Annotated in this window: 8 protein-coding genes; 3 read left to right on the forward strand and 5 right to left on the reverse strand. The window is 73.5% G+C overall.

What is annotated here, in order from left to right:
* Window positions 1–13: 13 nt before the first annotated feature.
* The 5 genes from F8R89_RS32740 to F8R89_RS32760 form a co-directional block, all read right to left on the reverse strand.
* Window positions 14–1,030 (reverse strand): Ppx/GppA family phosphatase, encoded by a 1,017-nt coding sequence (locus F8R89_RS32740; RefSeq protein ID WP_151787378.1) that lies wholly within the window; start codon window positions 1,028–1,030, stop codon window positions 14–16.
* A gap of 84 nt (window positions 1,031–1,114) precedes the next feature.
* Complete coding sequence (locus F8R89_RS32745; protein WP_151787379.1) at window positions 1,115–3,931, reverse strand: NHLP bacteriocin export ABC transporter permease/ATPase subunit; 2,817 nt, start codon at window positions 3,929–3,931, stop codon at window positions 1,115–1,117.
* A gap of 1 nt (window position 3,932) precedes the next feature.
* Window positions 3,933–6,155, reverse strand: coding sequence for an NHLP family bacteriocin export ABC transporter peptidase/permease/ATPase subunit (locus tag F8R89_RS32750; protein ID WP_151787380.1), 2,223 nt, complete (start codon window positions 6,153–6,155; stop codon window positions 3,933–3,935).
* Entirely contained in the window at window positions 6,152–6,958 is an 807-nt protein-coding gene (locus F8R89_RS32755) for an HlyD family efflux transporter periplasmic adaptor subunit (protein ID WP_151787381.1), read from the reverse strand. Before F8R89_RS32755 ends, F8R89_RS32750 begins: the two co-directional genes overlap by 4 nt.
* 187 nt (window positions 6,959–7,145) lie before the next feature.
* On the reverse strand, window positions 7,146–7,361 hold the full coding sequence (locus F8R89_RS32760; protein WP_151787382.1) for a type A2 lantipeptide: 216 nt from the start codon (window positions 7,359–7,361) through the stop codon (window positions 7,146–7,148).
* Between the two features lie 686 nt (window positions 7,362–8,047).
* Here F8R89_RS32760 and F8R89_RS32765 point away from each other — a divergent pair.
* From F8R89_RS32765 to rfbB, 3 genes are all read left to right on the forward strand, one after another.
* Window positions 8,048–9,364, forward strand: coding sequence for a S1 family peptidase (locus tag F8R89_RS32765; protein WP_151787383.1), 1,317 nt, complete (start codon window positions 8,048–8,050; stop codon window positions 9,362–9,364).
* 161 nt (window positions 9,365–9,525) lie between these two features.
* Window positions 9,526–11,982, forward strand: coding sequence for a SpoIIE family protein phosphatase (locus tag F8R89_RS32770; protein WP_151787384.1), 2,457 nt, complete (start codon window positions 9,526–9,528; stop codon window positions 11,980–11,982).
* Between the two features lie 27 nt (window positions 11,983–12,009).
* Window positions 12,010–12,990 carry a dTDP-glucose 4,6-dehydratase gene (gene rfbB / locus F8R89_RS32775; RefSeq protein WP_151787385.1) on the forward strand — a complete coding sequence of 327 codons (981 nt, stop codon included), beginning with the start codon at window positions 12,010–12,012 and terminating at the stop codon, window positions 12,988–12,990.
* The last annotated feature ends 59 nt before the right edge of the window (window positions 12,991–13,049 follow it).

Raw genomic sequence — 13,049 nt, forward strand, 5'->3', positions numbered from 1 at the left:
TCCTGTCGTTCGGTCAGCTGGTCGCCGGGGCGGCGGCGATGCGCAGCGGCGCGGGCCGCTCCGCCCCGGGGTCCTCGTCGTGGCCGGTGACCTCCGTCCACCAGCCGGGGCCGTCCTCGATGTGACGCAGCATGATCCCCTCGCGGATCGCCCACGGGCAGATCGTCACCGCCTCCAGCCCGGTCAGCTTCATCGCGGTGTGCGCGATCACCGCGCCGGCCAGACTCTGCTCGGCCCGCGGCGCGGAGATCCCCGGCAGCAGGACCCGCTCGGCGGCGCTCAGCGCCGACATCCGGTCCACCGCCTCCCGCAGGTCCTCGCGCGTCAGCCGCCGCTCGACGAACGGGCCGTGCCGGCCGGGCGGCGCCCCGCACAACCGGCCCAGCTGCTGGAACGTGCGCGAGGTGGCGGCGGCCGTCCGCGGCCTCTCCCACCGGATCCGGGCGGCGACGTCCCGCAGCCGGTGGCGGACCGAACGGCGCAGGTCCCGCAGCCGCCGCGGATCGGGAAGGTCGTCGCCGGCCGTCAGGAACTCATGGGTCAGCCGGTTCGCGCCCAGCGGCAGCGAGGCTACGAAGTCCGGCAGCCGGCCCCGGCCGAACGCCACCTCCAGCGACCCGCCGCCGATGTCCAGCAGGGCGAGCGGACCCGACCGCCAGCCCATCCAGCGCCGCGCCGCGAGGAACGTCAGCTCGGCCTCCAGCTCACCGGGCAGCGTGCACAGCCGCACCCCGGTCCGCAGCCGCACGGCGCGCAGCACCTCCGCCCGGTTGGGCGCGGAGCGCACCACCGCGGTCGCGAAGGCCAGCGGCGCCGCCGCGCCCCACTTCTCCGCGGTGCGGCTCGCCGCGGCGACGGCGTGGACGAGCCGCTCCACCGCCTCCCCGGGGATCGGATCCCCCGGTTTGACCTGCTCGGACAGCCGCAGCCGCCACTTCTCGGTGTGCACGGGCAGCGGCGCGCCGTCCTGGGCGTCGGACACCACCAGCCGGACCGTCTTCGATCCCACATCCACGACGCTGATACGCATGGCTCGGCAAGTACCCCCGTACGCCGATCGTCAACGGCCCGGACGGCGATTCCCCGTCGTCGTCCGGGCCGGCCGCGCCGCCGCTCAGGCCAGCTGGCGCCGCACCAGCTCGTGCAGCCGCCCGCCCGTGTCCGCGAGGAGTTCGGCCGGCGGGCCCTGCTGGGCGACCTTGCCGTCCTCCATCACGATCACCCGGTCGGCGTCCAGCACCGTGGACAGACGGTGCGCGATGACCACGCGCGTGGCGTTCAGGGCCCGTGTGGACTCGATGACCGTGCGCTGCGTCTCGTTGTCGAGGGCGCTGGTCGCCTCGTCGAAGAACAGGATGCGCGGACGGCGGATCAGCGCCTGGGCGATCATCAGGCGCTGACGCTGACCGCCGGAGACGGCCCCGCTGCCCGAGACGATGGTGTGCAGCCCCATCGGCATCCGCTTGATGTCCTCGGCGAGCCCCGCCATCTCCGCCGCCGCCATCGCCTCTTCCGGCGTGTACGGCTCGGTGCCGCAGATGACGTCGAGGATGGAGCCGGTGAACGGCTGGGCGTGCTGGAGCACCACTCCGCACTGGCGGCGCACCGCCGACTGGTCGAGCGCCGCGAGGTCCTGCCCGTCGTACAGGACGCTGCCCGAGACCGGCTTGTCGAAGCCGATCAGCAGCCGCAGCAGCGTCGACTTGCCGCAGCCGCTGGGGCCGACCACCGCGACGAACTCGCCCGGCCGGATCTGGAACGACACGTCGTCCAGGACCAGCGGGCCGTCGTCGGAGTACCGGAAGGACAGCCGGCGCGCCTCGATCGCCCCGGTCAGCGGCCCCGGCCGGGTGCTGCCCGCCCGCACCTCCGGCGTGGCCCGCAGCACCGGCTCGATCTCCTGGAACAGCGGCAGCGCCGACACCGCCGAGACGAACGCGCCGGTCAGCTGGGTCACCGACGTCAGCAGCATCGTCACCGACGTGCTGAAGGTCAGGAACGCCGCCGCCGACATCGAGCCGCGCGCCGGACCGGCCAGCAGCATGAACATCAGCAGCGTGCACAACGGCAGGTACACCGCGCCCAGCACCGCCGTCAGGTTCTTGATCCGGCCCACCCGCTGCTGCAGCTCCCGGCTGCGCGCGAACTCCTCCGCCCACGCCGCGTACGCGTAGTTCTCCGCCGCCGCGACCCGCAGCTTCGGCAGCCCGCGCAGCGTCTGGAACGCCTGGTTGTTCAGCTTGTTGCTCAGCACCACCAGCCGCCGCTGCCAGCGCACCTGCCACAGCCCGAGGCCCAGGAACACGGCCGCGATCACCACGAGCATGCCGATCGCGGCCATGGCCATCGGCACGCTGTACCAGAACAGCAGCCCCAGGTTCATCGCGCCGACGGTCACCGACTGCGCCACGACCGGGCCGACCCCCGCCAGCAGCCTGCGGATCGCGCTGATCCCCATCGCCTGGCTGGCCAGCTCGCCCGTGGAGCGCTCGGTGAAGAACCGGGTGGGCAGCCGCAGCAGCCGGTCCCACAGGGCGGGCTGCAACGTCGCCTCGATCCGGCCCTCCAGCCGCAGGATCGTCAGGTTCTGCAGCAGCATGAACGCCGCCGCCACCACCCCGCTGATCATCACGGCCAGGCACACCTGCACGATCAGCCCGGTCTGCGCCTTCGGCACGAACTCGCCCAGCACCTTGCCGGTCGCCACCGGCACCAGCGCGCCGATCGCCACCGTCACCAGCCCGCTGAGCAGCAGCCGCACCAGGTCGCCCGCGGTGCCCCGCATGCTGAACCGCAGCAGCCGCAGCGGGCTCAGCGGCCGGTCGGGCAGCGGCCGGTAGAACATCACCGCACGCGGTTCAAACTCCTCCGCGTTGGCCTTCTCGACCGGCGTCTCCCGGCCGGTCGCCGGATGCACCGCCACATAGCCGCCGCGCCGCCACAGCAGCGCGACCGGCGCCCCGGACAGCGCCCGGTGGCCGACGAGCGGGCCGATGTCGTCCCGCCACCACCGGCCCTCCAGACGCACCGACCGGGTCCGTACCCGGGAGGCCAGGGCGACGCGTTCCACCGGGTCGAGCCGGTCGCTCTCCGTGCCGCCGTGCACCGCGTCGGCCAGGGTGAACCCGGCCGCCTCGGCGACGATCCGGCACGCCGCGTACCCGGCGTCCGCGTCGGCGGCCGTCGTGCGCTTGCCGTTCCGCTTGCCGATGGACGCCAGCAGTGTCCGGTCGGCCTGCGCCCGCACCGCCTCCCCGGCCTTGATGCCGGCGGCCGTACGGGTCTCGTGGGTGCGCTCCAGCTGCTCGATCCACCGGTCCAGCGTCGTCAGCAGGCGGTACTGCTGGTCCACCATGGACTGCCACACCGCCGGGTCGATCAGCAGATCGGCGGCGGCCTCCGCGCCGTACAGCGAGCCGTACTGCACGCTGCCCGGCGGCACCTGCATCCAGAACACGTCGTCGTCGGTCACCTCGGCCGCCCGCTCGGTGGCCATGGGCGCCTGGAACAGGATGGAGAGGCTGCGGCCCACGCCGAGCGCGAGCGCGTACTCCAGGGGGCTGGTCTGCGGCGGGACGTACTGCGGGTTGCCGTACTCGTCATACGACCAGGTCTGCGTGGGCGCGGGCTGGTACAGCTCGCGCAGCCCGATCCGGTGCACGACGCAGTCCCTGAGCGGGCGGGCCACCAGCGTGTGCTGCGGTCCCGCGACCGGGCCCAGCAGCAGCGAGCCCGCCTCCAGACGGCCCAGGTGGTGCCAGTGGCCCTGCTCCCCGGCGTCCACCGCGAACAGGTCCACCGCGCCGGACGCCACCAGCCACAGCACCTGCGGCCCCTCCAGGTCCAGGCGGTTGAGGCCGGAGCAGTCGAGGGCCGAGCCCAGCTGCCCGAGCGCGTCGAGGACGAGGTCCCCCTCGTTCACGGTCGTCATCTCACCGCTCCCTGACCAGGGCCGCGTAGGCGCCGCCGAGCGCCACCAGCTCCTCGTGCCGTCCGCGTTCGACGATCGTGCCGTGCTGGAGCACGACGATCTCGTCGCTGTCGCGCACCGTGCTGAGCCGGTGCGCGATCACCACACAGGCGCAGCCGCGCCGGCGCAGGTTGTCCATCACGACCAGCTCGGTCTCGGCGTCCAGCGCGCTGGTCACCTCGTCCAGGACGAGGATGCTGGGGCGGCGCACCAGCGCCCGCGCGATCTCCAGCCGCTGGCGCTGCCCGCCGGAGAAGTTCCGGCCGTCCTGCTCGACCCGGCTGCGGATGCCGCCCGGCCGCCGCATCACCACGTCGTACAGGGCCGCGTCGCGCAGCGCCTCCTCCACCGCCTCGTCCGGGACGGACGGGTCCCACAGGGCCACGTTGTCGCGGACGGTCCCCTCGAACAGGAACACGTCCTGGTCGACGAAGGAGACGGACGAGGCGAGCGCCCCGCGCGGGATGTCCTCGATCCGGCGGCCGTCGATGCGGATGACGCCCTCCCAGGGGGCGTACAGGCCCGAGATCAGCCGGGACACGGTCGACTTGCCGCTGCCCGAGCCGCCGACCAGCGCCACCTGCCGGCCGGGCCCCACGGTCAGGTCGAAGCCGGTCAGCAGCGGCTTGTCCAGGGGGCTGTACCCGAAGGTGATGTTCTGCAGCTCCACGTGTCCCTGGAGCCGGCGCGTGGACTCGCCCGCGCCGGGGCGGCCGTAGAGCGGGTCCGCCTCGAAGTTCTCCACGTCCTTCAGCCGGGCCACGTCCGCCGCGAAGTCCTGGATGCGGCCCGCGACGCCGTTGAGCCGGGTGATGGGGGCGGTGAACCGGGTCACCAGGGCCTGGAAGGCCACCAGCAGACCGACGGAGATACCGCCCTCGACCGCGCGCATGCCGCCGATCCACAGGATCAGCGCGCTGTTGAGCGTGGCGAGAGTGGGGGCGACCACGCCGAGCCAGGCGCTCGGCACCCCGAGGCGCTGCTGCTCCTCCAGCGTGGTGGCATGCTGCCCGGCCCACTTGCGGAAGTAGCCGTCCTCGCCGCCGGTCGCCTTCATCGTCTCGATCAGCTGCAGACCCGTGTAGGCGGTGTTGGTCAGCCGGGCGCTGTCCGCGCGCAGCTTCGCCGTACGGGTCGCCCGCAGCCGGATGACGACCCGCATGGCGACGATGTTCAGCAGGGCGACGCCGATGCCGACGAACGTCAGCTGCGGGTCGTACGTGTAGAGCAGGACCGCGTAGAGGACGACGACGACCGCGTCCACGCCGGCCGCGGCGAGGTCCCGGGCCAGCGTCTCGGCGACCGCGTCGTTGGACTGGAGCCGCTGCACCAGGTCGGCCGGGCTGCGCTGGGAGAAGAACGTCACCGGCAGCCGCAGCAGATGACGCAGGAAGCGGGCGCTGGACAGGGTGGAGGAGATGATCCGGCCGCGCAGCAGGTTCGCCTGCTGCAGCCAGGTCAGCACGACGGTCAGCGCCACACAGGTCCCCATCGACGCGAACAGCGTGCCCAGCAGGGACGTCTGGCCGCCGATCAGGAACATGTCGATATAGGTGCGGCTCAGCGCGGGCACCGCCGCGCCGACCGCGACCAGCAGCAGGCTGGCGAGGACGGCAGCGGGCATGGTGCCCGCGGTGCCGCGCAGCCGGGCCGGCATCGCGCCGAGCACCCCGGGCCGGCGTCCGCCCCTGCTGAAGCCCTCCCCGGGCTCCATGACCAGGACGACCCCGGTGAAGCTGCCGTCGAAGTCCTCCATGGGCACGAAACGGCGGCCCTTGGCGGGGTCGTTGACGTACACGCCCCGGCGGCCGAAGCGGCGGCCCATGCCGTCGAAGACGACGTAGTGGTTGAACTCCCAGAACAGGATGGCCGGCGCCTTCACCTCGGCGAGGGCGGCCGTGTCCATCTGCATGCCCTTGGCGGTCAGGCCGTAACTGCGGGCGGCCTTCAGCAGGTTGCTGGCGCGCGAGCCGTCCCGGGAGACGCCGCACGCGATGCGCAGTTCCTCCAGCGGGACGTGCCGGCCGTAGTGGCCGAGCACCATCGCCAGGGAGGCGGCGCCGCACTCGACGGCCTCCATCTGGAGCACGGTGGGGGTGCGGACGGTCTTCGCCCGGCCCTTCGGCACGGGACGCTTGGGGGGAGCGGCGCGGCGTCTGCTCCGCGTCTGCTGTGCGGTGCTCATGGCAGCAGCCAGTCGACGGGACGCTGGTCGGCGAGCCGGATGGACGCCTCGGCCAGCGTCATGGAGGTCAGGGGGAAGGGCGGTCCGTCCGCGGACGACCAGGCGTAGCCGCTCTCGGTGTCCTCGTCGCGGTCCAGCTTCACGAGGACGGCGACCGGCCTGCCGTCCTTGGTGAACTGCTCGCCGAGCTGGGTGTCGCCGAGGAACGCGGCGATCTGCTGCGGCGACTGCACCGCGCGGTCCACGGACTTCACGTGCCCGCGCAGCACGCCGTACTCCTGGGTCGGCACCGACTGCACGGTGAGGTCCACCGCGGCGTTGCCGGGGATGGCGGCGGCGTTCTCGGCGGGCACGTACACCGTGGCGTACAGCGGGTCCCGGCCGCGGGCGACCTTCTCGACGGCGGCGACGTTCGCGCCGGTCTGGACGATCTGCCCGATGGTCGCGGCGAGCGCGGTGACGCGGCCCGGGGCGACCGTGCGCACGACGGTCTCGCCCCGCGCGGTGCGGACCTTCAGGACGGGGGCGTCGGCCGGGAGCCGCTCGCCCTGCTCGGCGACGACGGCGGTGACCTGTCCGGCGACCGGGCTCTGGAGGAGGTAACTGCCCTGCCCGTGGGTGAGGATGGCGGGCGCGGAGACGGTGGAGGCGACCGAGCCGGTCACCGCCCACACGGACGCGGCGGCCATCACGACCAGCGTCACCCCGAGGACGAGCCAGCCCTGCGGGCGGGCGAAACGCACCGGCAGGTCGAGCTCCTCCGGTGACTGGAGCTTGGCGAGGGCCTGTTGGCGGAACTGCACGGAATTTCCCTCACCTGCGGATGAGTGGAGACCGGCACACGAATGCCGGTCGTGCTGCGGGGCGGGGCCGAAATCCCCTCACGGTGTTTCGTTCCCGCTTTTCGTTCGGGGGATTTCCGGTTTTGTGGCACCCAAGAGTCCCGGAGCCGGGTGACGGCTCCGGGACTCGGTGGTACGAAAGGCGCGATCAGAGACCGGCGACCAGGCCCGTGACCGGGGCGGTGTTCAGGCCGGTGACACCCTCCACGGTGCCGACGACCGTGTTGAGCAGGCCGGAGACCGGGGCGATGCCGTTGATGGCGTCGAGGGCACCGTTCACGGCGTTGACCTGCAGGCCGCCGGAGACGTTGTCGAGCTCGGCGTCGGAGATCTCGACGGTCGCAACCTGGGGGGTGGAGTTCATGGTGGAACTTCCCTTCCTAATGGATATCTCACAAGGGGGAGCGGCCCCCTCTGGGGACAGATGACGGCCGCGACCGCGGGTGCCCGGCGCCCGTTTCCGGGAAAGCCGTTGGCGGCCCCCGCGGTGCGATGGATCAAAGCACGGGGCGGGGGCGGGCTTCCAATCAAACGAATGCCTTGTCAGGGCACTTGAGGGCCCTGAGTGGGAATCGGTGCAGAAGTGGGCACGTCTCGTCGGCGACTTCTTCACATGCGTCACGGCATCGGCCCGGACCAGCCGTCGCGCCGGCCGGCGAGGCGGTGGCGGACGGTACGGCGAAAGCGACACTCCGGCCCCAAGGGGGTGACCGGTGGTAGCGGCCGGTGGGGGACCACGGCGCACGGTGACTTCGTTGAGTATTGAATGTGCAGATTCACTGAAGCCGGGATTCCGCTCCTGATCCGCCACTGACCGCGATCGACCGACTGCACACGGTGCTTGTTCGGATCGTGTCCGTCTCCTGGCGGCCCGGACCCCTTCCGCGCCCGGCGCGCGACCGCATCCGGCCCCTCGAACGACGCTTCTGCGAACGGAGTTGAACACTCCGGCCGCCCCGCGCGTACCAACTGCCGACCAGGCGCCCGAGAAACAGCCGCCGCACGAGACGAACGGCGGCAGCAGACCCCGTCCCCCAGGAGGTCGAGAAGTTGAGTCACAAGCGAATGCCGAAGCGCAAGGCCGCGATAGCGGCGGGCGGCGTGGCGGCGCTCGGAGCGGCGGCGATCCTGCTGCCGAACGCCAACGCGTCCCAGGACGCGGCCCCGGACGCCACGGCCGCCCCCAAGACCCTGAAGGCGGCCGACGCCTCGGATCTCGCCTCGCGCCTCGCGGGACTGCTCGGCGACGCCTTCGCCGGCTCGTACTACGACGCCGGCAGCAAGCAGCTCGTGGTGAACGTCGTCGACGGCGACGACAACGACGTGGTCGTGGAGGCGCGGAAGGCCGGCGCCAAGGTCCGCGAGGTCGCGAACAGCCTGGACGCGCTCAAGTCGGGCGCGCGGACGCTGAAGTCCGAGGCCACCATCCCCGGCACGGCGTGGGCCGTCGACCCCAGAACGAACAAGATCGTCGTCACCGCCGACAGCACGGTCACCGGAAGGAACTGGGACCGGCTGGAGTCCACCGTCGACCGGCTCGGCCCCGGCATGGCGAGCGTCAAGAAGTCGGCCGGCACCTTCAAGACCTTCCTCTCCGGCGGCGACGCCATCTTCGCGGGCGGCGCGCGCTGCTCCGCGGGCTTCAACGTCACCGCGGGCGACGGCACCCCGGCCTTCCTGACGGCCGGTCACTGCGGGGTCGCGGCCGCGCAGTGGTCCGACGCCCAGGGCGGGCAGCCCATCGCCACCGTCGACCAGGCCACGTTCCCCGGCGCCGGCGACTTCGCACTGGTGAAGTACGACGACCCGGCCACCCAGGCGCCCAGCGAGGTGAACCTCGGTCAGCAGACCCTCGCGATCAGCGGGGCCGCCGACGCCACGGTCGGCCTCCAGGTCTTCCGGATGGGCAGCACGACCGGGCTGAACAACGGTCAGGTCACCGGTCTCGACGCCACCGTGAACTACCCGGAGGGCACGGTCACCGGGCTCATCCAGACCAACGTGTGCGCCGAGCCGGGCGACAGCGGCGGCTCCCTGTTCACCCAGGACGGGCAGGCGATCGGCCTGACCTCCGGCGGCAGCGGCGACTGCACCGTCGGCGGCGAGACGTTCTTCCAGCCGGTGACGACCGCGCTGGCCGCGGTCGGCGCGACCCTCGGCGACGGCGGAGCGGCGGGCGGCGACGACGCCGGGGCCGGCCAGGACGCGGGCGCCGGAGACCAGGCCGGAGCCGGTGACCAGGCGGGCGCGGGCCAGGAGGCGGGCGCCGGTGACCAGGCCGGTGCCGGCCAGAACGCCGGGAACGGCCGGGGTCATGGACGCGGCCACGGCCTCGGCCAGATCGTCGGCAACGGCGCCGGGAACTGACACGGCGCCACCGGCCCACCGACACGGCTGACCCACCCCGGGCACGACGGCGGTCCGGTCCTCCGGCGGGAGGACCGGACCGCCGTCGCGTCGCCGCCGTCCCGCTCCCCGGCCGCACGGAACCGTCACAGGGGCTGCGTACGGGGCGTATCAGCGCTGTAATGGCGAACGTGGTCGGAAAGGACGCTACGGGGCGCGGGACGAGGAACCGGCGTGCCGAGGACGTCCTGAAGGCGCTCGCCGAGGAACCCGGCGCGAGCGGACGGCTGCGCCGGGTCCTCGAACAGGCGCTCGTCTTCTGCGGTGCCTCCCTGGCCGCCCTGTACACGCCGGACGACGACGGCGAACTCCTCTGCCTCCACGAGTCGGCGGGCGTGCCCCGGTCCCTGTACGGCCTGCGGGACGGCTACGCCCTGAACGGGCCCTCACCGGCCGCCGACGCCCACCGCACCGGCCGCCCCGTCCATCTCGGCCCCCGGGAACTCGCCGGTTTCGCGGAGGCCCGGCGCACCCCGGAGGGCGACTTCTCCCTGGCCGCGCTGCCCGTCCGAGGCGAGGGCGCCGCAGGGTGCCTGCTGGCCGTCACCGAGCGGCCCGGCGGCTTCGACGCGGACGCGCGGGACTGTCTGGAACTGATCGCCGGCGCCGTCACCCTGCCCGCCCGGCCCACCGCCGAGACCGGCGGCGACCTGCCCGCCGACGCGTTCAGCCTCGCCGTGGACAGCGGCCACGTCGAGGTCGGCGCCGACCTCCTGGCGCTGTTCGGACTGACCCCGGCCGCCTTCGACGGCAAGGTGGAGACCCTGCTGGGCCTGACCGTCCCCGAGGACCTGCCCGCGCTGATGTCCGTCGTCGAGGCCGACCACATGTCCCTCGGCGAACGGGAACTGGAGTTCCGGGTCGTCCGCCCCGCCGGCCCGCCCCGCTGGCTGCGGCTGCGCGGCCGCCTCCTGCCCGGCGGCGAGGGCCGCCCCGCCCGGCTCGTCGGCACCGTCGCCGACGCCTCCACGCTGCGCCCCGAGGTCACCGACGTCGCCCGCGTCCAGCGTCTCGCCGCCGCCCTCGCCACCGCCGGCACGGTCCGCGACGTCAGCCAGGCCGTCGTCACCGCCCTACGCGAGCCGCTGCGCGCCGACCGCATCGCGCTCGCCGAACTGGAGCACGACCGGCTCGTCGTCACCGTCCTCGACCCGCCCGACCCGGAGTCCTGGCCCGCGCTGTGGCGCCTGGAGTGGCGCACCGAATGGCCCGACGCGCCCGTGCGCGCCATGCCGACCCTCGCCACCGCCCTGCGCGAGGGACGCGCCCAGATCTGGCCGGCCGGAGCCCCGCTGGAACCCGCCCTCGCCGAGGTCGGGCCCGGCGGCCTGGCCGTCCTGCCGCTGCCCGCGGGCGGAGCCATGGCCGGCGCCTGCCTGATCGGCTGGGACACCCCGCACCAGTTCGGCCCCGACGAACGCGCCCTGCTCACCGCCTCCGCGGGCCTCGCCGGGCAGGCACTCGTCCGCGCCCGCGCCTTCGACGCCGAGCACGAACTCGTCGGCATGCTCCAACGGCAGCTGCTGCCCCGCCGGCTGCCCCGGCTGCCCGGCGCCGAGGCCGTCGCCCGCTATCTGCCGACCACCGCCGGACTGGAGGTCGGCGGCGACTGGTACGACGTCATCCCGCTGCCCGACCACCGGGTCGCCCTCGTCATCGGCGACGTGCAGGGGCACAGCGCCGCCGCCGCCACCCTCATGGGCCAGATGCGCACCGCGCTGCGCGCCTACGCCGCCGAGGGGCACCCGCCCGACGTCGTCGTCCACCACGCCAACCGGCTGCTGATGGACATGGAGACCGACCTCTTCGCCACCTGCTGCTACGTCGAGGTCGACCTGGAAGAGGGCTCCGCGTGGTGCGTACGGGCCGGGCACCCGCCGCCCGTGCTGCGCCATCCGGACGGCGGCACGGAGGTCGCCGAGGCCGACGGCGGCCCCCCGCTCGGGGTGGTGCGCGAGGCCGTCTTCCCGATGAGCCCGCTGCGGCTGCGGCCCGGCACCGTCCTCGCCCTGACCACCGACGGCCTCGTGGAGTCCGCCGACGCCGACATCGACACCGGCATCGCCCGGCTCGCCTCGGCGCTCGCCGTGTCCGACCCCGCCCACCTCGGACTCGTCGCCGACGGGCTGCTCGTCGGCGCGCACCGCGACGACGACATCGCGCTGCTCCTGCTGCGCTACGACGGCATGGCGGTACGGCCGCTGCGGGAGACCTGGGCCGTGTGGCGGGTGCCGGAGGCCGTCGGCCACGCCCGCCGGTTCACCCGGCGCACCCTGCGCGCCTGGCAGGTGCCGCCGCAGGACCGCGACGCCGCCCTGCTCGTCGTGTCCGAACTCGTCACCAACGCCCTCGTGCACACCGACGGGCAGGTCCGGCTCGACCTCACCCTGATCGGCGGGCGGCTGCGGATCGCCGTCGCCGACTCCTCGCCCCGCACCCCGGTCCGGCCGACGAGCATCAGCTGGGAGGCCACCGGCGGACGCGGCATCCTGCTGGTCGAGGCGATGACGACGACCTGGGGCACCGTGCCCGTCAGCGGCGGGAAACAGGTGTGGTGCGAGATCGCGCTCTCCGGATGACAACCACAGCAAGGTGCGGATCCACACATGAACCTCCTCGTCACCGGCGCCGCCGGCTTCATCGGCTCCGCGTACGTCCGCGCCCTGCTCGCCCGGGAGTCCGCCGACGCGCCCCACGTCACCGTGCTGGACAAGCTCACCTACGCCGGCGGCACGGACAACCTGCCCCTGGACCATCCCCGGCTGACGTTCGTGCGCGGCGACATCCGCGACGCCGCGCTCGTCGACGAACTGATGGCCGGCGCCGACCAGGTGGTGCACTTCGCCGCCGAGTCCCACGTCGACAGGTCCATCACCGGCGCCGGCGACTTCGTCCTCACCAACGTCGTCGGCACCCAGGTCCTGCTCGACGCCGCCCTGCGCCACGGCGTGGGCCCCTTCGTGCACATCTCCACCGACGAGGTCTACGGCTCCCTCGCCACCGGCTCGGCCCGCGAGGACGACCCGCCGCGGCCCAGCTCGCCGTACTCCGCGTCCAAGGCCTCCGCCGACCTGCTCGCCCTGTCCTACCACCGCACCCACGGCCTCGACGTGCGCGTCACCCGCTGCTCCAACAACTACGGCCCGCGCCAGTTCCCCGAGAAGGTGATCCCGCTCTTCGTCACCCGCCTCCTCGACGGGCACACCGTGCCCCTGTACGGCGACGGCCGCAACGTCCGCGACTGGCTGCACGTCGACGACCACTGCGACGGCGTCGAACTCGTCCGCACCGAGGGCCGCCCCGGCGAGGTCTACAACCTCGGCGGCGGCATCGAACTGAGCAACAAGGAGCTGACCGCCCTGCTGCTGGAGGCCTGCGGCGCCGGCGGCGACCGCGTCGAGCACGTCGAGGACCGCAAGGGCCACGACCTGCGCTACAGCGTCGACTGGACCAAGGCCCGCGACGAACTCGGCTACCGGCCCCGCAGGGACCTCGCCACCGGACTCGCCGCCACCGTCGCCTGGTACCGCGAGAACCGGCCCTGGTGGGAGCCGCGGATCCGGCGCGTACGGGAGGAGCACGGATGAGACGGCTGGTCACCGGGGCCGGCGCGGCGCCGCGCCGGCGGCGAAGGTCATCGGTCCCC

It is taken from the genome of Streptomyces sp. SS1-1 (assembly GCF_008973465.1).
Taxonomy (GTDB): Bacteria; Actinomycetota; Actinomycetes; order Streptomycetales; family Streptomycetaceae; genus Streptomyces.

Coding starts and splice junctions, on each gene's coding strand:
- F8R89_RS32740 (WP_151787378.1), bottom strand. CDS start 1,030: ATGCGTATCAGCGTCGTGGATGTGGGATCGAAGACGGTCCGGCTGGTG.
- F8R89_RS32745 (WP_151787379.1), bottom strand. CDS start 3,931: ATGACGACCGTGAACGAGGGGGACCTCGTCCTCGACGCGCTCGGGCAG.
- F8R89_RS32750 (WP_151787380.1), bottom strand. CDS start 6,155: ATGAGCACCGCACAGCAGACGCGGAGCAGACGCCGCGCCGCTCCCCCC.
- F8R89_RS32760 (WP_151787382.1), bottom strand. CDS start 7,361: ATGAACTCCACCCCCCAGGTTGCGACCGTCGAGATCTCCGACGCCGAG.
- F8R89_RS32770 (WP_151787384.1), top strand. CDS start 9,526: ATGGCGAACGTGGTCGGAAAGGACGCTACGGGGCGCGGGACGAGGAAC.
- rfbB (WP_151787385.1), top strand. CDS start 12,010: ATGAACCTCCTCGTCACCGGCGCCGCCGGCTTCATCGGCTCCGCGTAC.